Raw genomic sequence first — 21,267 nt, forward strand, 5'->3', positions numbered from 1 at the left:
CCCATCCCCGTAGTCGATGCGCAGTTTTGACAGGGTCCGGGGATTGTCCATGCGTTTCGGCCAGAGCATCACGGCACAACTTTCGATCTTCGCCACGCTGCTTGTTCTACTCTCCATCGCGGCGGGCGGCGCCGGCTTCTACGGCCTGGTGCGCACCGGCGACGCCGTCGACGCCGTTTCCCGCGCCTCGACGGCGCTGGCCGGCATGAACGGCGCCGCCAGCGCCATCCAGTCGCTCTATCTCACCGGCCGGTCGGCCGATGCCGAGGCCGCCCTTGCCGGCATCGCCGCCGTCGACGCGGCCATGGCCGGCGGCGGCCTCGGCGACACCGCTGCCGGCCTGACCGACGTCGTCCGCCGGCTCGAAGCCGGCTGGCGGGACATCCGGACCGCCGACGCCGCCATCGGCAAGGCCTTCGCCGCCCTGTCCGACAGCGCCGCGAGGCTCGAAAGGCAGGCGGAGAGCGACCTCGCCCAGGCGGAGGGCGACCTCGCCGACGTCGACGCGACGCTCGACGGCCTCAGGGCGACGGTCTCCGGGCTGGCCGATGCCGAGTTGCGCCTCGTCCGCGGCCGCGCCGCCTTCGAGGCTTTCCTGAGAACGGGCGAGGCCCGGAGCCTCGGCGACGGCCAGGACGCGCTGTCGACGGCGGCCCGCCTCGCCTACGACGCCCGCGCCGAGAACGCCGAGGCCGAACTGGTCGAGCCGCTGACCGCCGTCGCCGGCCTCACCGCCGACCTCTACAAGGCGGTGGCTCGCGGCAGCGACGGCAGCCAGTCGGTCGATCTCGCCGCCCGGTGGCCCGACTTCGCGCCGCGGCTTCTCGCCGCCGACCAGCGCATCGACGCCGTTGGCCAGGACATCCGCGCGCGGTCGGACAAGGCGTTCTACCGCGCTTCCGGCCTGTCGGTGCGCCGCGACCGGGCCGTCGGCGAGGGGGCCCGCGCCCGCGCCTTCCGCGTTGCCGCCTACGACCTGCTGCTGGCCACCGACGCCTATCGCCGGATGCCCGACAAGGCCGGCGAGGCGGCGATCGGCGAAGCCCTTTCCGGCGCCGATGCGGCCGCCGCCGCCCTCGGGCCGGACGCAGCCAAAGGCGTCACCGCGTCGCTCGACGCCTACCGCACGGCCGCCGCCGGCCTTGTCCGCACCACCCAGGCGTTGCAGGCGGCGCGCAGCGGGGCGCTCGACCTGTCGGCCGCCGCCACCGACGGGCTGCGCCGGCTGGCCGGCCAGGCGACCGCCGCCGCCGACCACGACCGCCACCGCACCAGCCTGCTGGTGCTGATCGGCATCGCCGGCATCGTCTGCGTCGCCGCCGTCGTCACCCGGCTTCTCAACCGGCGCATCGCCCGGCCGATCCGCGCCCTCACCCGCCTCATGCACGAACTGGCCGACGGCAAGCTGGACGTCGCGGTTCCCGAGCGCCGGACGCGGGACGAGATCGCCGCCATGGGCGAGGCGCTGGTCGTCTTCCAGCGGAACGGCCGCGAGCGCGAGGAACTGCGGCGCGACGCCGAGCGCCAGCAGGCGCTGCGCGAGCGCCGCCGCGCCGAGCTGGAGCGGGCCATCGCCGCCTTCGACGTCGCCGCCGACGATCTGATCGCCAACGTCGAGGCGCACGCCGGCCGCCTCGGCCGCGGCACCGCCGAACTGACCGCCGCCGCCGGCCACGCCGCGACGCTGGCCGAGCGATCATCGCTGTCGGCCGGCAGCGCCGCCGAAAGCGTTCGTACCATGGCCGCCGCGGCGGCCGAGCTGGCCCAGTCGCAGATGGCGGCCCGCCACCAGGCCGATGCGGCGGTGGCCGTCGCCGTCACCGGCGCCGATCGCGCCCGCGCGGCGAGCGGCGTCATCGCCGGCCTGTCCGACACCACGGCAAGGATCGGCGAGGTGGTCGACCTGATCGGCTCGATCGCCGCCCAGACCAACCTTCTGGCCCTCAATGCGACGATCGAGGCGGCGCGGGCCGGCGAGGCCGGCAAGGGCTTTTCGGTGGTGGCCGGCGAGGTGAAGTCCCTGGCCAGCCAGACCACGCGCGCCACCGTCGACATCCGGGCTCTGATCGACGGCGTCGGCGCCGCCACCCAGTCGGCGGTGACGCTGATCCGCGACATCGCCGCGGCGATGACCGATATCGATGCCGCGGCCGCCCTGCTGTCGCAGTCGGTCGTCGCCCAGGGCGAGGCGACGACGGAAATCTCGGCCGGCGCCGCCATGGCCTCGGCCTCGACCGACGATATCGCCGGCAAGACCGTCGAACTGGCCGGCGCCGCCGGCCAGACGCAGACCGTCGCCGCCGAGGTGCTGGAGACGACCGATCGCGTCAACGCCGAAATCGCCCGCATGCGCGGCCTGGTGGAAGCCTTCACGCGGGACGCCCGTGCCGCCTGAGCGGCGGCCTCAGCCCTTGCGGCCGCCCGGCCGGCGCGGCGCGCCGCCTCTCGTGACGCCCTTGGTCAGGAAGGCCTGCGTGCCGTGCTTCACGCCCGTCCGCCGGCCCTCGCCGCCGCCGAGGCCGGTGCCGGCCGGCTGGAAGCTGGGGATCAGGTGCTGCTTGCCGTTGCCGATCAGGTCGGCGCGGCCCATCGCCTTCAGCGCCTCGCGCAGGAGCGGCCAGTTCTCCGGATCGTGGTAGCGCAGGAATGCCTTGTGCAGCCGCCGCTGTTTGAGGCCCTTCACCGTCTCCACCGGCTCCGAGGCGCCGCGCCGCACCGGCTTCAGCGGATTGACGCCGGAATGATACATGGCGGTGGACAGCGCCATCGGCGACGGCAGGAAGGTCTGCACCTGGTCGGCGCGGTAGCCGTTCCGCTTCAGCCAGAGCGCGAGGTTCATCATGTCCGCGTCGGAGGTGCCGGGGTGGGCGGCGATGAAATAGGGGATCAGGAAGTATTTCTTGCCGGCCTCGGCCACCGCCGCGTCGAACAGTTGCTTGAAGCGGTCGTAGGCGCCGATGCCCGGCTTCATCATCTTGGAGAGCGGCCCGGCCTCGGTATGCTCGGGGGCGATCTTGAGATAGCCGCCGACATGGTGGCGCACCAGTTCCTTGATGTAGGTCGGGCTCTTGACGGCGAGATCGTAGCGGACGCCCGAGGCGACCATCACCTTCTTGACGCCCGGCACCGCCCGCACCTTGCGATAGAGCCGGATCAGCGCCTCGTGGCTGGTGTCGAGGTTGGGGCAGACGTCGGGATAGACGCAGGACGGCTTGCGGCAGGCGCTCTGGATCGACCCGTCGCGGCAGGCGATGCGGTACATGTTGGCAGTCGGGCCGCCGATATCCGAGACGATGCCGGTGAAGCCCTCGGTGCGGTCGCGGATCTTCTCGATCTCCCCTAGGATCGAGTCTTCCGAGCGGTTCTGGATCACCCGGCCCTCGTGCTCGGTGATCGAGCAGAAGGCGCAGCCGCCGAAGCAGCCGCGCATGATGGTCACCGAGAAGCGGATCATCTCCCAGGCGGGAATGCGGGCGCCGCCGTAGCGGGGATGCGGCGCCCGCGCATAGGGCAGTTCGTAGACGGCGTCCATCTCCTCGGTGGAGAGCGGGATGGGCGGCGGGCTCACCCAGAGTTCGCGGTCGCCGTGGCGCTGGACGAGCGGCCGGGCATTGCCGGGGTTGCTCTCGCGGTGGAGGACGCGGGAGGCGCGGGCATAGGCCTCCGGATCGGCCTCCACCTGATCGAAGGCGGGGAGGCGCAGCACGGTGTCCGGCCCGGAGCGGCGGGCGCCGTCGTCGGCGGCGTCGAGATCGTCGGCGGCCAGCTCGGTCCAGCCGTCGGGCACGGCGGATTTGATTAGCGCCACGCCGCGCAGGTCGTCGAAACTCTGGGGGTCGCCCCCCTTGGCGATGCGGTGGGCGACCTCGACGATGGCCCGCTCGGCGTTGCCGTAGAGCAGGATGTCGGCCTTGGCGTCGACGAGGATCGACCGGCGCACCTTGTCCGACCAGTAGTCGTAATGGGCGATGCGCCTCAGCGACGCCTCGATGCCGCCGAGCACGATCGGCACATCGCGAAAGGCTTCGCGGCAGCGCTGCGAATAGACGATCACCGCCCGGTCGGGCCGCCTGCCGCCCTCGTCGTTCGGCGTGTAGCTGTCGTTGTGGCGGATGCGGCGGTCGGACGTGTAGCGGTTGACCATCGAATCCATGTTGCCGGAGGTCACCCCCCAGAAGAGGTTCGGCTTGCCGAGCGCCCTGAACGCCTCGGCTGTCTTCCAGTCCGGCTGGGCGATGATGCCGACGCGGAAGCCCTGAGCCTCCAGGAGCCGGCCGATCACCGCCATGCCGAACGACGGATGATCGACATAGGCGTCGCCGGTGACGACGATCACGTCGCAACTATCCCAGCCGAGCGCTTCCATCTCGGCGCGGCTCTGCGGCAGGAACGGCGCCGTGCCGAAACGGGCGGCCCAATAGGGCTTGTAGGAGAAGATCGGCTTGATGGCGTCCATCATGGCCCTGCCGTTAGCAGATTTGCCCCGGCGTGAAAACGGCGGCGGCCCGCCCTACGGGATGGCCCGCTCCCGGCGGAGATCCGAAGGATAGAAAACTGGATACGTAAAAACACCCAAAAAATAACACCGTTTAGTTCAAATACGTTTGTGTCGGCCCACATTTTCCGCTAATATTCACTCATGGTCAGGTTATAGGCAGCTGCCGCGAATTATAGCAATAACGAGACATTCCGGAAACGCCCTCGGCTGAGCGAAACAGAAAGAGCGACCTGAAAAAGTTCTATTTTTCATGACGTGAAACTAGACGCCCCGAGCGAGAAATCTTATTTTAAACCATACTTACCAAAAAGCCGGAACAATTTTGTTCCGGCTTTTATTTTGCCGATTGTTCAACCCATAAGGCGCGGGCGCGTCCGGCAACCTCGGCCAGTTCGGCCGCCTTGTCGGAAAGCCAGCGATCGAAGTCGGCCAGCAACCGGTCGGACAGGCAGACCGTGCGCCAGGCCGGCGCCGCCGCCGTCAGCAGGCCGCGCGCCGCCGCCGCCTGCAACAGGCTCCACATCTGGCTCTTGGAAACGCAGAAGGCGGCGGCGGTTTCCGCCACGTTGAAGGCGACACGCGTCGAGCCGCCCTGCTGAGAGGCGCGCAGCAGCTCCAGCAGCATCGAGTAGCCGCCATCGCGCATGATGAAGAAGGCGATGGCCGGGTGCCGGCCGACGAAGGCGGCGGTTTCCACCGGCATCATCGGCGAGGCGGCGCGAAAGGCCAGCACGAAGCCGGGCGAGCGCTCGTCGTCGCGCGGGCTGAACAGACCGAACGCTTCGAGCGAGCGAAGCTGTACCGTCAACCAGCGATGGTCCTCGGCCACCATGCGGTCGGTCACCAGGAGGATACGCTGGCGGCGATCGTCCGCTATTCGAGTTTCCAGGAAGCCGAGCTTGCGCAGCAGCAGCGTCTGCGCCGCCACGCGGCCGGGGCTGAGACCGCCGTTCTCGGCCGTCATCTTCTGCAGGCGGGTGAGCGTCAGCGCCGGTGCGTCGTCGTCGAAGGCGTGGCGGGCATGGATATGCAGCGCACAACCGAAGATGGCATGGCGAGGCAAGGTATTGACCGCCTTGTTGAGAAGGCCGGTGTTCCGGTAGAGGGCGCTTGCCCCCTCGATGTAGATGGTTCTTGCTTCCGCAAATCCCATGGCTACCTCGCCCGCGGACTACGCAATTTTACTATACTCCATCGGTATGATTTTTCAAAGCGTGGTTGTCCGATGAAGAATCCGCTTGCCTGAACCGGGCGGCCACCGCACATGTTCCCCGCCGGGAACAGCGGAGACGGCAATGGCGGAAGTGGCAATCGTCGGCGGCGGGCCGGCCGGCCTGATGGCGGCGGAGGTGCTGGCCGGCGCCGGCCATCGCGTCACCGTCCACGACGCCATGCCGAGCCCGGCCCGCAAGCTGCTGCTTGCCGGCAAGAGCGGTCTCAACCTCACCCACAGCGAACCCTGGCAACGCTTCATCGGCCGCTATCGTCCGAACGAGCCGATGCTGCTCGCCGCTCTCGACGCCTTCCGCCCGGCCGACCTCGTGGAGTGGGCCGACGGCCTCGGCGCCGACTGCTTCGTCGGCTCGTCCGGCCGGGTGTTCCCCAAGGCGATGAAGGCGTCGCCGCTGCTGCGCGCCTGGCTGAGGCGCCTCGCCGACCTCGGCGTGACGATCCGGACGCGCCATCGCTGGACCGGCTTTTCCGATCACGGCCTGACGTTCGAGACGCCCGACGGCCGGCTCGACATCGCGCCCGACGCGGCGCTGCTGGCGCTCGGCGGTGCCTCGTGGCCACGCCTCGGCTCGGATGCCGCATGGGTGGCGCCTCTCAGGGCGATCGGCAACGACGTCGCCGACCTCAAGCCCGCCAACGCCGGCTTCGACGTCGACTGGGACGCCGCCTTCGTCGAGCGCTTCGCCGGCGCGCCGGTGAAATCGGTGACGGCAACCTCGGATGCGGGAACGACGCCCGGCGAGTTCGTCATCTCCCGCCACGGCATCGAGGGCAGCCTCGTCTACCTCCATGCGGCGGCCCTGCGCGACCGGCTCGACGCCGAGGGCAAGGCCGATTTCCTCCTCGACCTGGTACCCGGCCGCAGCGTCGAGCGCCTCGCCCGCGACCTCGGCCGGCAGGACGCCAAGGCATCGTTCAGCAACCGGCTCAGGAAGGGCGCCGGCCTCGACGGCGTCAAGGCGGCGCTGGCCCGGCTGTTCATGTCGGAAGACGAGCGACGCCATCCGGACAGGCTCGCCGCCCGCCTCAAGGCACTGCCGATCCCGCTCCGCCGCATGCGTCCGATCGCCGAGGCGATCTCCTCGGCCGGCGGCATCCGCTTTGCGAGCCTCGACGACCGCTTCATGCTCAAGGCGCGGCCGGGCACCTTCGTCGCCGGCGAGATGCTCGACTGGGAGGCGCCGACCGGCGGCTACCTCCTCACCGGCTGCTTCGCCACCGGCCGCGCGGCGGCGCGGGGGCTGATGGACTGGCTCGCTGAGCGTTAACCAGCGATCCGCCGCGCCGCCGAGTCGAGCGTGTTCAGCATCAGGCAGGCGATGGTCATCGGACCGACGCCCTTCGGCACCGGCGTGATGAAGCCGGCGACCTCGGCGGCCGAGGCGAAATCGACGTCGCCGCAGAGCTTGCCCTTGCCGTCCACCTCGATGCGGTTGATGCCGACGTCGATCACCACGGCACCGGGCTTCACCCAGCTGCCCTTGACCATCAGCGGTCGGCCGACGGCGGCCACCAGCACGTCGGCGGTGCGGCAGAGGCCCGGCAGATCGGCGGTCTTCGAGTGAGCGATGGTGACAGTGGCGTTCTTCCTGAGGAGAAGCTGGGCCATCGGCTTGCCGACGATGTTGGAGCGGCCGATCACCACGGCATGCTTGCCGGAAAGATCGGGCATGACGCGATCGATCAGGATTTCGGCGCCGCGCGGCGTGCAGGGCACGAAGCCCGGCAGGCCGATCGACAGGCGGCCGGCGTTGACCGGGTGGAAGCCATCGACGTCCTTGTCGGGATCGATCAGGCCGAGCACCTTGTCGGCGTCGATCTGCTTGGGCAGCGGCAACTGCACCAGGATGCCGTGCACGGCCGGGTCGGCGTTGAGCTTGCCGACGAGGGCGAGCAAGTCCGCCTCCGAGGTGTCGGCCGGCAGGATATGCTCGAAGCTCCGGAGGCCGCATTCGGCGGTGGCCTTCAGCTTGTTGCGCACGTAGACGCCGCTCGCCGGATCGTCGCCGACCAGCACCACGGCGAGGCCCGGCACGACGCCATGCGCCTCTTTCATCGCGGCGGCGCGAACGGCGATGTCCCGGCGAAGCTCGGCGGCGATGGCAAAGCCATCGATAATCTCTGCGACCATGGCGGTGTCCCCTCGTGGCTGGAAACCGGGCCTAACCAGATAAGCCCGGCGATTGCAAGCCGCCGGGCGAGATCAATCGAGTAAGGTGGCGAAGCACACAGAGCCTCTTTCTGCCCGGGATGGTCCGCCTGCGCGGACCATGACAAAACAACTCATTGTTTTTGGCTGTCATCCTTCGCATGCGACGGAGGATCTCCGGCAGACGGAACCACCGTCAACTCTCCAGCGCGCCGCCGTCCTTGGCCGTGGGCGAGCGATGATCGCCGACGATCTTCAGGAGGTCGTCGCCGATCCGGACGGCGCGGGCGAGCACCCGCGTCAGCACGACGCCCGGCGCCGCGGCGCGCACCGGCACCACCGCGTCGAGATCGCCCGGCGCCGGGATCAGTTCGGCCACCAGTTGCCCGGCCGTCACCGTGTCGCCCGGCCCGACGTGGAAGAACACCATGCCGCCGACCGGCGCCCTGACCATCTCGACATAGGACTGCGGCACGCCCTTGCCGGTGAACGGTCCGACCGGCGCCCCGGTCGCATCGTCGATCACGCCGCGACCGACCAGGAAGCGGTAGAGGCCGTCGCCGTCCCGCCGCGCCGTCTCCGGCCCGACGTCGTGAATGCCCTTCAGCTCGACGGTGGCGACGACACGCTTCTCGAAATTGCCCGCCGCCAGATGCGGTCGGAAGGCCGCCTCGTCGAAGGAAGCGTCGGTGCCGCCCTCGAAGGTCAGCACGGCGGGGCAGTCGAGCGCCGCCGCGAGGTCGGCGCTGTGCGGCCACAGCTCCGAGGGCATGTAGAGATAGTTCGGTCCCTCGTTGTCGCAATGGAGGTCGAGCACCAGGTCGGCGTCGAGCGACAGCTTCTGCAGCGTCGCCTTCAGCCGGCGGTCGCAGGAGACGCCGTCGACGTCGTCGGTCAGCAGCGCCGGGTCGGGCCGGTCGAGCAGCGCGAAGGCACGGTTGAAGTTGACGCGGTTGCCGTAGAAGAAGCGCCCCTGGTGGTCGTCCCACTGGAACTGGTTGAGGCCGATCGGGTTGGCGAAGGGGACCACGGTGATCGAGCCCCGGAGCCGCCCCTCGGCCTCGGCCGCCTTGAGCCTGGGTATCAGCACGTGCAGCGCCGCGACGCCCGGCAGCTCGTTGCCATGCAGCGCCGCCTGGAGATAGGCGGTGGGCGCCGCCGGGTCGGAGCCCGAAAAGCGCAGCACCGTCAAGGAGTAGCTAAGGCCCGGCAGATCGCCGGGAATGGTGATGATCGTCTTGTCCATGCCATCCGTCCGTGAAGAATTCGGACGACACCTAGCACTCCTGGCGGCGGCAAGGCGACCGGAATCAGCGGCCGCCGGCCGCGAACACCTTGCCGATGCCGATCACCAGCGGCTCCGCGGTCGGCACCGAACCGAGGGCGACGAGGTCGGCGAGGCGATGGCGCTCGATGCGCTGGCCGGGCTGGCCGACGCCGAAGCCGAATACCACCGGCGTCTCTGCCGGCAATCCCTCGGCAATCAGCCGGCCAGCCAGCCGGCCGGCGGTGCGGCCGCCCATGTAGACGACGAGCGTGGTGTCGGGATCGGCGAGGCCGCGCCAGTCAAGCCCGTCGTCGAGTTCGCCGCTCTTGGCGTGGCCGGTGACGAAGCGCAGCGAATGGGCGGCGTCGCGATGGGTCAGCGAGGCGCCGAGCGCCGCGGCAAGCGCGATGCCGGCCGAGATGCCCGGCACCACCTCGACCGGGATGCCCTCGGCCCTCAGCCGGTCGATCTCCTCGCCGGCCCGGCCGAACACCATGGGGTCGCCGGCCTTGAGGCGGACGACGCGCTCGCCGGCCCGCGCCAGCTCGACCATCAGCTCGTTGATGTCCTCCTGCCGGCAGGAGGCGCGGCCGCCGCGTTTTCCCACCACGACGCGCCGTGCCTCGCGGCGGGCCAATTCCAGCACGTCGGCCGAGACGAGATCGTCGTAGAGCACCACGTCGGCCGATTGCAGCGCCCGCACCGCCTTCAGCGTCAGGAGTTCCGGCTCGCCCGGTCCGGCGCCGACCAGGATCACCCGGCCCGCCGCCTCGGCAGCACTCCCCTCGCCCGTCGCCTCGGCGATCAGCCGCTCGGCCTCGCCGTCGCCGGGCGCCGGCCCGAAGGCCCGCTCGGCGAAGCGCTCCCAGAAGATGCGCCGCGCCGCGCCGGGCGCCAGGCGGGCGGTGATGGCGTCGCGGATGCGGACGGCCAGCGCGCCCCAGGCGGAAATGGCCGGCGGCAGCAGCGTTTCGATGCGGCGGCGGATCGCCTGCCCCATCACCGGCGCCGCGCCGTCGGTCGAGATGCCGACCACCACCGGCGAGCGGTTGACGATCGAGCCGAACAGCACGTCGCAGACGTCCGGCTTGTCGACGATGTTGACCAGCGCCCCGGCGGTGTGGCCGGCGGCGCGGAAGGCCTCGATCTCGGTCGCATCATCGGCATCGAGCACGGCCAGCGCCGCGCCGTCGAGGTCGGCCGCCGTCCAGGCGCGGCGGTTGAGCGTCAGCCGGCCGGGCGGCGTGCCGCGCTCGATGATGGCGAGAAGCTCGGCATCCGGCGTCTCGGCGAACACCGCGACGTCGCCGCCGGCCGCCGAGAACAGCTCCGCCTTCCAGGCCACCGCCTCCGACGCGCCGGCGACGACGACGCGCCGGCCCGAGAGGTCGATGAACAGCGGCAGCCGGGCCAGCGGCTGCATGCGGGCCGGAAAGGTGCGGAGGGGCGCGCGGGCGTCGCGCTCGGTCATGTCGGGTCGTCCTGATCGATCAACGAGAAGCGTCATCTCTAGAGTATTTCATCGACGGCGTCCGACAAGAAGAACCGCCGTGCCAAACTCCGCTGCCAGCCGGATTTTCATTGCCGGAATATTGCCATCAGCAATCAGCTTTTTCCGGACCGGCCAACGGGACGCCTGAAACGGTTTCGCCGCCGGACACCGTTGCCCGGAAAGGCAACGGCAGCCGGCGGCGACAAGCTGGCCCTGTTGTCGGGCCGGTTCCCTTGGAAGGTGCGCCTTGTCGGCCCACTCGCAACAGGAAAAGCAGGAAGCGTGCCAGCCTTGGGAGCCCCGTTACGCGGCCTGCCGCGGTCTCTCGCAGCCCGCTTTGCCGGCATCTGCCCAAGGATTCAGCCGGACGCTTCCCCTAAAAAGACGACGCGCCGGGCGAAGGTACCCGGCGCGTCGGTGGTCGGTCAAAGGGCGGGAACGGGGGAGGGGCAACCCGCCTCAGAGCACGACCAGCGTCTTCTCGATGTTGCCACGCGTCGCGTGGCTGTAGGGGCAGACGACGTCCGCCTTCTGGACCAGATCCTCGACCACGGCGCGGTCGACGCCGGGTACCTTGATTTCCAGCTTGGCGGTGATGCCGAAACCGCCGCCATCGTCGCGGGCGCCGATGCCGATGTGGGCATCGATCGAGGCGTCGGCCGGAATGCTCACCTTCTCCTTGCCGGCCACGAACTTCAGCGCACCCATGAAGCAGGCCGAATAGCCGGCCGCGAAAAGCTGCTCGGGATTGGTGCCGGCGCCGCTGTCGCCGCCCAGCTCCTTCGGGGTCGACAGGTCGACCTTCAGGCGGCCATCGTCGGTTTCCGAATGGCCGGTGCGGCCGCCGAGAGTATGGGCATGGGCAGTGTAGAGAACTTTCATGGCTTCCTCGCCTGTTGCTGTTCCGTTGCCCATATTGATTGCGCGCAATTGAATTTCGCACAATTCACATTGCCGTGATCGATACCGATTTCCACTGGGGAAATGCCGCTGCTCCCGTATACTTGCCCTACCAACGCCGGCCGCGCCGAAAGGTTCCAGCACCGCACCGACATGAACAGCGCTCCGAAACTCTCCGACCAGCTCTGCTTCGCCGCCTATTCCTTCGCCCACGCCCTCAACCGCGCCTACCGGCCGCTGCTCGAACCGCTCGGCCTCACCTATCCGCAGTATCTGGTGATGCTGGTGCTGTGGGAGGCCGACGGGCAGACGGTGAAGGAGATCGGCAGCCGCCTGCGGCTCGATTCCGGCACACTGACGCCGCTTCTGAAGCGACTGGAGGCAACCGGCTACGTCAGCCGCCAGCGGGGCAGCCGCGACGAGCGGCAGGTGATCGTCGCCCTCACCGACGCGGGCCGGGCGCTGTCGGAGAAGGCGACGCGGGTGCCGCTCGATCTCGGCTGCGCCATGGGCGCCGGCCGGGAGGAGATCGCCGATCTCCGCGACCGCCTCGTCGCCCTGCGCGACCGCCTCGCCGACGCCGGCTGCAGCGTGGGCGAACCGGAGACGTGACGGGAAAGCCGGGACAGTCCGCCGATCGGGAGCCGGAACCTCGTTGCGGCATTCCTATTGTCTCGGGCTTATAGACCAGTCATCACCACGCTTGCGCCACCAGGGCTGCGATGCTTCCAGCAAAAAGGAAGCGCTGCGCAAAGTAGGCTTGACGAGTTGCGATGCGTTACCAGTCCTCGAACTTGTCGGACATGCTCTCGCTTCCAAAACCCTGCTGACAAAGCACTCCATCTCCGGGAATAACGCCCCTAAGCCTTCGCGATGACCAGATGCTGGCATCGACAAGCTGGACCGGGCGCCATCGAAGCCCGTCATGTCTGGCGTCGGCTGTGATTGGACTTGCCTGTCGGTCGAGGTGCCGTTCTCGTTATGGCGGGCGACGCCGTCGCTGCGGATGCTGGGCCGCGTCGGCGACCGCCCTCCCCGTGGATCGGCCAGAACAATGCAATGCCCGCACCGCGGCGCCCAATGATGGCGGCGAAAGTTGCCCCCGCTTCGCGAGACGTCCTTCATCAGGCGCTCATCGCCCTCCTCTCTCGCCCCAAAGGCAGATCCGTAAGCATCATGCCGAGACGCAGGACACCCCCTTGACACCCGCCGCCGCGCGGGCGTAACACATATGTGTTTTTCGCGGCACATATGTGCATAGGGAGGAACTGAGATGATTACGAGAAGAGCCGTCCTCGTTGGTGGAGCCGGTATGCTGGCTCTGGGATCGGCTGGGCGCGTCGCCTTTGGCGCCGAGTCCGGGAAGAAGTTCGAAATCGTCATGTGTGCCAAGCAGGAGGGCATTTCCTGGTTTGACGACATGCGAAAGGGCGTCGAGCAGTTCGCCGCCGATTTCGGTGTCAACGCCTACCAGATCGCGCCGGAGACCGGTGACCCGGCCAAACAGGCCCAGATGGTCGAGAGCCTGATCGCCAAGCATGTCGACGCCATCCTGGTGGTGCCCAACGATCCCCAGTCGATCAAGCCGATCCTGGAGAAGGCGCGCAAGGCCGGCATCATCGTCATCAGCCATGAGGCCCAGAGCCTGGCCGGCGTCTCCAACTACGACGTGGAAGCCTTCAAGAACGAAGACTTCGGTGCCCTGATGTTCGAAAAGCTTGCCAAGGCCATGGATGGCGAGGGCCAGTATGCCGGCATCGTCGGCGCGCTGACCATGGAAACCCACATGCAGTGGTTCAAGGCGGGTCTCGAATACGCCAAGAAGAACTACCCCAAACTCGAGTTCGTCCTGTCCGAGCCGCTTGAGGACAACAACGACGAGAAGACCGCTCTCGACAAGGTCAACGAGACGATCAAGAAGTATCCCAACCTGAAGGGCTTCTTCGGCTGCTCGGTCTCCGGTTCGTCGATGGCCGCCCTCGCCGTCGAGAAGCTGCGCCGCAAGGACATCAAGGTGGTCGGACTTGGCCTGCCGAGCATCAACGGCGTCTACTTGGAAGAAGGCTACCAGGCCGAAGCCCAGTGCTGGCGCCCCGCCGATGCCGGCTACGCCGCCGCCGTTGTTGCCTTGAAGACGCTGAAGGGCGAGCCGGTCGAGGCGGGTATCGACCTCAAGCGGCCCGGCTACGAGAAGGTGACCGTCGAGAACGGTGTCGTCTACGGCAATGCGACGCTGGTCCTGACCAAGGACAACTATCAGGAATACCAGTTCTGATGTAGTTCGCAGACTTGTAGTTGATAATCGTCAAGCTGGACCGCTTGTCGCATAATAAAAACAACAAGCCAGGCACGTTCCCGAAGTGAACGTTGAGTCTCGCTCCCGGCTTTCGGGGGCGAGTCCTGTCTGGGAGACCGGTACGAAACATGCTGGTATCGGGCAGCCAGCGATAAGTTCGGGAATCGGCGCGGAGCGGACTTGAGGTTCGCAGGGCCTGACGCGCGGAACTTGACGTCGGATGCCCGACGCGGCGGAGTTTTGCGGCGGGCTCCGAATCTACGGCTTCGTCCGGAACATCGACGGCCGCCGGCCGCGCGTTCGGAGCACGGCCCGGCCTGTCCGGACTCGTTGGAGACATGCACACAATGGAACTGCTACGTCTTGAGGGGCTGAGCAAGCGCTACATCGGCACCCAGGCTCTCGATGCCGTGGATATGACCATAGAGGCCGGGCAGGTCCTCTGTCTGGCCGGCGCCAACGGGTCGGGCAAATCGACGCTGATGAAATGCATCGCCGGCGGAGAGACCCCGGACAGCGGCCGTATCATCTGGCAGGGTCGCGCCTTCGACAGGCTGACGCCGGCGCAGTCGATGGCGCTCGGCATCGAGATCATCTACCAGGACCTGTCCATCTTCACCGACCTGACCGTGGCGGAGAACATCGCCTTCCACGTCGTGCAATCCCAGCACCGCGGCTGGATCAACTGGAGCGAGGTGGATCGGATCGCCGCGAAGGCGCTCAACGAACTCGGCGCCGACCTGCCGCTGCGCGCGCGGCTGGGCGACCTGCCGATCGGCGCGCGGCAGACGGCCGCCATCGCTCGCGCCCTGACGCAGGATTGTCGCCTGCTGGTCATGGACGAGCCGACGACCGCCCTGCCAAGCCGGGACGTCGCCCAGTTGCTGAGCATGGTGCACCGCCTGAAGAGCCGGGGCATGGCGATCATCTTCATCAGCCACAAGCTCGACGAGCTGTTCGAGATCGCCGACCGCTTCTATGTGCTGCGAGACGGTCGGAAAATCGGCGAGTACGCCCCCGCCGAACTGACCACCACGCGGCTCAGCTACCTGATGACCGGCATCGAGTTCAAGGGCGACAAGGCGCCGCAGGAGTTCGATCGGGCTGCCGCGCCCCTGCTCGTCGTCGAGAACCTGTGCCGCCGCGACCAGTACCACGACGTCTCGTTCTCGCTGCGGCCGGGCGAGATCGTCGGCTTCGCCGGTCTGACCGGATCGGGGCGCACCGAGATCGCCTTGACGCTGTTCGGCCTCAATCCGGCCGACGCCGGCAAGATGACCCTGGCGGGGCTGCAGCTCAGGCCCCGCTCCCCCCGCGAGGCGATCGGCAACGGTATCGCTCTGGTGTCGGAGGACAGGCACGGCCAGGGACTGTTCGCCCGCAAGGCCATCATGACGAACATCGCCTCCTCGATATTCGAGCGCAGCAAGGGGCGGCTCGGCCTGCTGTCGCAGGCAAAGGAACGCGACATCGGCGACACCTGGATCCGCAAGGTGCGGGTGAAGACGCCATCGGGCGAGGAGCCGGTTCAAAGCCTGTCGGGAGGCAACCAGCAGAAAGTCGTGCTGGCCAAGTGGCTTGCCGCCGACCCCAAGATCCTGATCCTCGACAATCCGACCGCCGGGATCGACGTCGGCTCCAAGATGGAGATCCACGACATCGTCCGCCAGCTGGCCCGCCAGGGGCGCGGCGTCATCATGATCTCCGACGACCTCGAAGAACTCGTCATGAGCTGCAACCGGGTTTTCATGATGCAGGCCGGCAGGCTGGCCGCCGAGTTCTCCGGCGAGACGCTGACCGTCGAAGCGCTGTCCGGCGAGCTTCGCCAGGCAAGCTGAGCGACGATCGCCGCCCTCTGCCGGCACCCGATGTCGATGCGCGAGAAAAGACAAGAGTGAACAAGGTGTTAACATGATGCCACAGGGTAACGGTAAGACAGCCGAGACCGGCGAGACGAACAAGACCGGGCTGCTGCCCCGCCTTCTGGGGCAAGGGATCGGGCATCAGAGCGGGTTGTCGCTGCTGGCCTTCCTCATCATCGTCTATGTCATCATGGTCGCCTTGCGCTCGCCCGACTTCCTGTCGCTGGCTTCCCTGTTCGACCTGATCCGCAGCGGCGCGGCCTGGACGGTCGTCGCGCTCGGGGTGCTGGTGGTCATGGTGTCCGGCGGCATCGACGTGTCGTTCCTGGCCAACGCCATCCTGTCGGCCTATGTCGCGACGATGATCACCAAATGGACCGGCCTCGACAGCCTGGTCTTCGCCCTGGTGGTGGCGATGGCGCTCGGGGCGTTCGTCGGCGCCATCAACGGCCTGATCATCTCGCTGTTTTCCCTGCCGACACTGATCACCACGCTGGCCATGCAGGGCGTCATCCAGGGCGTCCTGATGGTCTTCCTCGACGCCCGCCCCATCACCGCCGGCAACATGCCGGTGTCCCTGCGCTACTTCGGCACCGACGTTCTGTTCGAGTTTCCCGACGGACCGGGATACGTCGGGCTATCGGTGTTCGTCGTGCCCCTGGTCCTTGCCGTCGTCGCCACCTGGTACCTGCTCAATCGGACCGCCATCGGCCGCGCCACTTACGCGATCGGCTCCAACCGGCTGGCGGCGCTGCGCTGCGGCGTCAATCTGCTCAAGGTCAATCTGGTCATCTACGCCTACGCCGGCGCGCTGGCCGGGCTGATGGGCGTGATGATGGTCTCCGACATCCGTCTGGTCGATCCGGTCACCCTGGTCGGCAACGAGCTGATCGTCCTTGCCGCCGTGGTGATCGGTGGCGCCAAACTCAGTGGCGGCGCCGGGTCAGTGTCCGGCGTTCTGCTCGGCATGACCCTCGTCACTCTTCTCAACAACACATTGGTCACCATTGGCCTTTCCGCTTCGTGGAACCGGTTCTTCATCGGCTGTGCGCTGGTGCTCATCGCTTCCATCTCGCACTACCGCACGAAGATGCGCAATCTTCGCCAGCTCAACTTCGAGAACGTTTAGGGAGAGCGCCACGATGGATGGCGAATACAACAACTCGTCGCCGCTCGGCGCCAGTTGGCGCCGGTTCCTCCCGGCCCGCATGGATGAGGAAGGTCTCAGCCAAAGCGTCCTCTACGCGATGATCGCCTGCGTGCTGGCTCTCATCTTCCTCTCTCTGGGAACGGCGTTCTTCAACCCGACCAATCTGGTGTCGGTTCTTCAGCAGACGCCGGAGTTCGCCCTGCTGTCCCTGGCCATGGGGCTGTCGATGGTATCGGGCGGCATCGATCTGTCGATCATCGCCGTCGCCAATCTCGCCGGCATTTTCGCCGCCCGGCTGATGACCTCCGAACCGGTGCTGGCCGCCCTCGGCCCGGACGCGACGATCGGGCTCGCCTGCCTGGTGGCGCTCGCCGTCGGCGTCTGCGCCGGTCTGCTGAACGGCATCATCATCGTCCGCTTCGGCATTCCGCCGCTGTTGACCACCCTCGGCTCGATGATGGTGTTCGCCGGCTTCGGCACCGGCCTGACCGGCGGCGCCGGCATCACCGGCATGCCCGAGGCCTATGTCAACGTCGTGTCGTCCAGCCTCTTCGGCGTCATCCCCAAGTCGTTCTGCCTGGTCCTCGTGGTGTTCGTCGTCATCTCCTTCGTCGTGAACAACTCCGTCTTCGGCAAGAGCCTCTATCTGTACGGCGAGAACAAGGTGGCCGCCCTGTTCGGCGGTCTCCGGCTCGAAAGCACCATTCTGATCTCCTACACCGTCTGCGGCGCCCTGGCTTCGCTTGCCGGATTGATCATGCTGGCGCGCTTCAACTCCATGAAGGTCGGCTTCGGCGACGCCTTCCAACTGCAAGCCATCCTGGTGGCAGTGCTGGCCGGCATGGATCCCGATGGCGGCCGCGGCCGGCTGCTGAACATCCTGCCGACGGTTCTCCTGCTGCAATGCGTCGAGAACGCCTTCACCATCGCCAGCCTGTCGCCCTTTGCCAAGAAGATGATCTGGGGGGCGCTGCTCCTGGTGTTCATGGCGCTGAATTTCTTCTTCCGGCGCATCGTCGTCCGCCACCTGACGGCGCTGGCCATTCGGCGTCAGCAGGCGTCCCTCGGCGTCGATGCCCCCCCTCTTGCGAGATGACGCCCGGTTCGTGAGTCCAAGCCGTCGGCCATGCGTTGAAACTGCGGAATTCGCAAATGACCACTCTCTATCGTGATGCCATTACCGATCTCGAACGGGTATTCGAGCGCCTGGATGACGCCGAAGTCGATTGCGCGGTCCGGAAGATTGCCGCTGCAAAGCGGATTGCGCTTTACGGCGTCGGCCGCGAGGGGCTGCAGATCAAGGGGCTCTGCATGCGCCTCTTCCATCTCGGCTGTCGCGCCGCCATGGTCGGGGACATGACCACGCCGCCCATCGGACAGGGCGATCTGCTGATCGTCTCGGCCGGACCGGGGTTCTTCGCCACGGTGGAAGCCCTGATGGGGGTGGCCAAGGCGGCCGGCGCCGAGATCCTGCTCATCACCGCCCAACCGGACGGCCGATGCGCGAGGGCCGCCGATCTCGTCCTGACGCTACCCGCCCAGACCATGGCCAACGACCATGGCGCCGCCACCTCCGTGCTGCCGATGGGATCGCTCTACGAGGGCGCCCAGTTCGTGCTGTTCGAAGTGATGATCCTGAAACTGCGGACCTATCTCGACATTTCGCCCGAGGCCATGCGCGCCAATCACACCAATCTGGAATAGACCGGCCTTACGGGCCTGCGACGCCGGCCGTCGTCTTGTCATCACGTCGGAAGACAGGACTGAAGAATCTCATTCCTTACATCGTAGAGACGCAGGTACACCTTGTAGTCGGCGTCGAGTTGGGCGGCGCGGGCGGCATCCCTCTCCACCAACCTGGTTTTCGTCGACATCCTGGCGGCAGCAGCGCGCAAGGTCGTATAGTGACCGGCCGCCACGGCGGCAATCATCGCCGTACCGGCCAGCACCGGTTCGGGCGCTTCGCAAAGATAGAACCGGCCATCGAAGCAGTCGGCATAAAGCCGGACCAGCAACGGATTGTGCCGGTGCCCGCCGGACAGATGGATCGTGTCGATCGCGTAGCCGTGGGCGTTGAGATGATCGACGACCTGCCGCATCTGGAGCGCCAGTCCGCGCGCGGTCGCGTAGTAGCTTTCCAGGAACGCCCGATAATCCAGTTCCTGCCCGAGGCCGGTCATGATCGTCCGCACCCGGCTGTCGTTGAGCGGCGCACGGTTGCCGAGCCAGTCGGGTACCAGATGCTTCTGCGCCGCAAACAGTCGTCCCTCCTCGGCAAGCAGCGCCAGAATGTCGGAAGCGGCCCGGCGGTGGTTGTCGGCCGTCGGCTCGCCCGGACTTGCCGGATGCTGCCTCAGCACGGCATCGAGCGCGCCGCCGGACCAGCTCTGCCCGCCCTCGTGCATCCAGAGACCGGGGAAGACGGCATCGCGGAACGGCCCCCAGACGCCGGGAATGAAGCGCGGATCGGCCGAGAAGGCCATGAAGTTCGTCGAGGTTCCGCCGGTCATCAGCAGCGTCCGGCCGATGACGGCGTCAAGATCCGCGCCGACGTTGCCGAGCACGCCGGCTTCGGCGTCGATCGCCCCAACCCCCACCACCACGCCTTCGGGCAAGCCCAGCTGGCGTGACGCTGCGGCGGTGATGCGACCATGGACGCCGCCAAGATCGCGCACCGTGCTTTCGAGAAAATCCAGGCCATCGCGCTCGCCAAGCCCGAGGGCTTCGAGCAGATCCCGGCACCAGGGATCATCCTGTGATGGAATGAAGGGCCACTTGCAGACCAGCGCCGACTTCGATCGGACGGATTCCCCCGAGGCGCGTCCGGCCAGTTCGTCGCAGACATCGCGAAAATGAACGGGACCATTGTCGCCGTCGGGTCGGTGCCGCGCGTACCAGACAATTTTCGGCAGGTGGATTTCCGGCGAAATCGCCCCGCCGAAGAACTGAAGATAGGGGTGGCCCGTGGCGGTAATCTCGGCCGCCTCGTGCTGGGCGCGGTGGTCCATCCAGCCGAAGACGTCTCCTTGCCCAGCGCCGATCGGCGCGCCGGCGCTCTCGACGTAGAGAGACGACGTCGCGTCGAAGGCGATGCCGGTGATGGCCATGCCGTGGGCGCCGGCCTGCGCGCCACAGTCAGTCGCGGTACTGCAAGCCGCCGCCCAGATCTCTTCCATCCGGTAGGTCGCCATGGCGTTGCTGTGCTGTCCGAGCGTGATGTCCCGCCGGGCATGCGCCACCAGCGTTCCGTCGAGGCCGAACAGTCCGGCCCGGACCTGACGCGAGCCGACGTCAACGGCGATCACTCCATCCGGCATGGCTTCCCTCAGACTGAACGCAACAACAGATCCGCGCAGCGCTCGTCCGTCACCAGGTGCTTGACATAGCCGGCGCGCAACACGGCCCGGATGATCGGCATCTTGTGAACGCCGCCGGATGCGAGAATGGATTGGTGAACGCCTCTCAGGTCTTCAAGGTCGAGCGCCATCAGCCGCTCGTTGAGCACGTGCTTCACCGGCCGGCCATTTTCGTCAATGAACAGGCCCAGCAGATCGCCCACCGCCCCCGCCGAGAGGAGCGAGTCGAGGTGTTCGGACACCACCCGCGTTCCCACGAGCTGCGAACGCTGGGACATGTCGCCGCAGGATACGAAGGCGATATCCATATGCTGCTTGATGCGGGCCAGGACATCGGCAATGCCGTAGTGCCCCTCCAGCAACAACCGGCTGTCGGCGGTCGGCAGATAGATCGGAACGGCCAGATAGAAGCACTCCGCTCCGAGGACCTTGGCGAAGGCGGTGGCCAGCTCGAACGTCGTCGTACCCAGCCCCTGGGTCATGCCGCCCATCAGGGTCGCCACCCAGCCAGTGGACTGATTTCGGGGAGATATGCGCGGCAAGGCGGCGGCGAGGGTGCGCCCCCAGCCGACCCCAAGCCGGGTTCCCTCATCGAGAAGCGAATCCAGGAGTTCTCCGGCAGTTTCGCCGATCACCCTTTGCTGCTCGTTGCCATCTTCGAGATAGGGCACGACCCGGGCGGATCGCAGGCCGAACCGGCTTTCCAGCTTGCTCTCAAGCTCGATGCAGCCGACGAGGGGCAGCTTGATTTCGGTCCGCACCGAGCCTTCGGCGCGGAGTTGGCCGACGATGCGGTTGACGCGGGTCCGTGTGATCTCAAACTTGCGCGCGATCTCCTGCTGCGTCAGGCCGCCGATGAAATAGTACCAGGCCACCCGCGCCCGCATGGCGTCGGTTTCCTGGATATCGCGATCGCTGTCCCCCGGCCCTTCGTTGATACGCCCCACGGCCAACCTCACTCATTGCAACTCCGCGCCTGAGTTCAGTGATCCCGCAAAGGAACGCCTGTTTCAAGCCCGAAACAATGGTCGGCACAAACAGGCCGGCAAACTGGAACTGGAGTG

The 21,267-nt window shown here is 67.4% G+C and carries 16 protein-coding genes; 8 read left to right on the plus strand and 8 right to left on the minus strand.

Annotated features, from left to right (window positions below; all coding sequences use genetic code 11):
- Window positions 1-49: 49 nt before the first annotated feature.
- Window positions 50-2,395: a methyl-accepting chemotaxis protein gene (locus tag H512_RS24085; RefSeq protein WP_036791845.1), complete on the plus strand. Its 2,346-nt coding sequence runs from the start codon at window positions 50-52 to the stop codon at window positions 2,393-2,395.
- Window positions 2,396-2,404: 9 nt separating this feature from the next.
- Here the strand turns inward: H512_RS24085 and H512_RS24090 are convergent, their stop codons facing one another.
- Window positions 2,405-4,456 carry a YgiQ family radical SAM protein gene (locus H512_RS24090; RefSeq protein ID WP_053239884.1) on the minus strand — a complete coding sequence of 684 codons (2,052 nt, stop codon included), beginning with the start codon at window positions 4,454-4,456 and terminating at the stop codon, window positions 2,405-2,407.
- A gap of 376 nt (window positions 4,457-4,832) precedes the next feature.
- A complete protein-coding gene (locus tag H512_RS0114165) occupies window positions 4,833-5,651 on the minus strand; it encodes a hypothetical protein (RefSeq protein ID WP_026784015.1) in 819 nt (272 codons plus the stop codon).
- A gap of 85 nt (window positions 5,652-5,736) precedes the next feature.
- Here H512_RS0114165 and H512_RS0114170 point away from each other — a divergent pair, with 85 nt between their 5' ends.
- Window positions 5,737-6,999 (plus strand): TIGR03862 family flavoprotein, encoded by a 1,263-nt coding sequence (locus H512_RS0114170; protein ID WP_342663965.1) that lies wholly within the window; start codon window positions 5,737-5,739, stop codon window positions 6,997-6,999.
- Here the strand turns inward: H512_RS0114170 and folD are convergent.
- From folD to H512_RS0114190, 4 genes are all read right to left on the minus strand, one after another.
- Complete coding sequence (gene folD, locus H512_RS0114175; protein WP_026784017.1) at window positions 6,996-7,862, minus strand: bifunctional methylenetetrahydrofolate dehydrogenase/methenyltetrahydrofolate cyclohydrolase FolD; 867 nt, start codon at window positions 7,860-7,862, stop codon at window positions 6,996-6,998. The genes H512_RS0114170 and folD overlap by 4 nt on opposite strands.
- A 214-nt stretch (window positions 7,863-8,076) precedes the next feature.
- Window positions 8,077-9,126, minus strand: coding sequence for a succinylglutamate desuccinylase/aspartoacylase domain-containing protein (locus H512_RS0114180; RefSeq protein WP_026784018.1), 1,050 nt, complete (start codon window positions 9,124-9,126; stop codon window positions 8,077-8,079).
- Between the two features lie 64 nt (window positions 9,127-9,190).
- Window positions 9,191-10,618, minus strand: a complete 1,428-nt coding sequence (gene cysG / locus H512_RS24095) for a siroheme synthase CysG (protein ID WP_053239885.1) — start codon at window positions 10,616-10,618, stop codon at window positions 9,191-9,193.
- Window positions 10,619-11,098: 480 nt separating this feature from the next.
- Entirely contained in the window at window positions 11,099-11,521 is a 423-nt protein-coding gene (locus H512_RS0114190; RefSeq protein ID WP_026784019.1) for an organic hydroperoxide resistance protein, read from the minus strand.
- 171 nt (window positions 11,522-11,692) lie between these two features.
- On the opposite strand from H512_RS0114190, the gene H512_RS24100 reads away from it, so the two are divergent.
- The 6 genes from H512_RS24100 to H512_RS0114220 all read left to right on the plus strand — a co-directional run bounded on the left by H512_RS24100 (window position 11,693) and on the right by H512_RS0114220 (window position 18,551).
- Window positions 11,693-12,151 carry a MarR family winged helix-turn-helix transcriptional regulator gene (locus H512_RS24100; protein WP_036791850.1) on the plus strand — a complete coding sequence of 153 codons (459 nt, stop codon included), beginning with the start codon at window positions 11,693-11,695 and terminating at the stop codon, window positions 12,149-12,151.
- 700 nt (window positions 12,152-12,851) lie between these two features.
- The gene (locus H512_RS24105; RefSeq protein WP_156899497.1) at window positions 12,852-13,814 is read left to right on the plus strand and encodes an autoinducer 2 ABC transporter substrate-binding protein; all 963 of its coding nucleotides are present in this window, start codon (window positions 12,852-12,854) and stop codon (window positions 13,812-13,814) included.
- Window positions 13,815-14,182: 368 nt separating this feature from the next.
- Entirely contained in the window at window positions 14,183-15,673 is a 1,491-nt protein-coding gene (locus H512_RS0114205) for a sugar ABC transporter ATP-binding protein (RefSeq protein ID WP_053239887.1), read from the plus strand.
- Window positions 15,674-15,746: 73 nt separating this feature from the next.
- On the plus strand, window positions 15,747-16,826 hold the full coding sequence (locus H512_RS0114210; RefSeq protein ID WP_084798497.1) for an ABC transporter permease: 1,080 nt from the start codon (window positions 15,747-15,749) through the stop codon (window positions 16,824-16,826).
- A gap of 13 nt (window positions 16,827-16,839) precedes the next feature.
- Window positions 16,840-17,943, plus strand: a complete 1,104-nt coding sequence (locus tag H512_RS24110) for an ABC transporter permease (RefSeq protein ID WP_053239889.1) — start codon at window positions 16,840-16,842, stop codon at window positions 17,941-17,943.
- Window positions 17,944-17,999: 56 nt separating this feature from the next.
- Window positions 18,000-18,551 (plus strand): SIS domain-containing protein, encoded by a 552-nt coding sequence (locus H512_RS0114220; protein WP_026784022.1) that lies wholly within the window; start codon window positions 18,000-18,002, stop codon window positions 18,549-18,551.
- Between the two features lie 41 nt (window positions 18,552-18,592).
- On the opposite strand, the gene H512_RS0114225 is transcribed toward H512_RS0114220, so the two are convergent.
- Entirely contained in the window at window positions 18,593-20,152 is a 1,560-nt protein-coding gene (locus tag H512_RS0114225) for an FGGY-family carbohydrate kinase (RefSeq protein ID WP_169507163.1), read from the minus strand.
- A gap of 20 nt (window positions 20,153-20,172) precedes the next feature.
- Complete coding sequence (locus H512_RS0114230; protein ID WP_245585416.1) at window positions 20,173-21,150, minus strand: sugar-binding transcriptional regulator; 978 nt, start codon at window positions 21,148-21,150, stop codon at window positions 20,173-20,175.
- Between the last annotated feature and the right edge of the window lie 117 nt (window positions 21,151-21,267).

The sequence above is a fragment of the Pleomorphomonas koreensis DSM 23070 genome, assembly GCF_000425185.1.
Taxonomy (GTDB): domain Bacteria; phylum Pseudomonadota; class Alphaproteobacteria; order Rhizobiales; family Pleomorphomonadaceae; genus Pleomorphomonas; species Pleomorphomonas koreensis.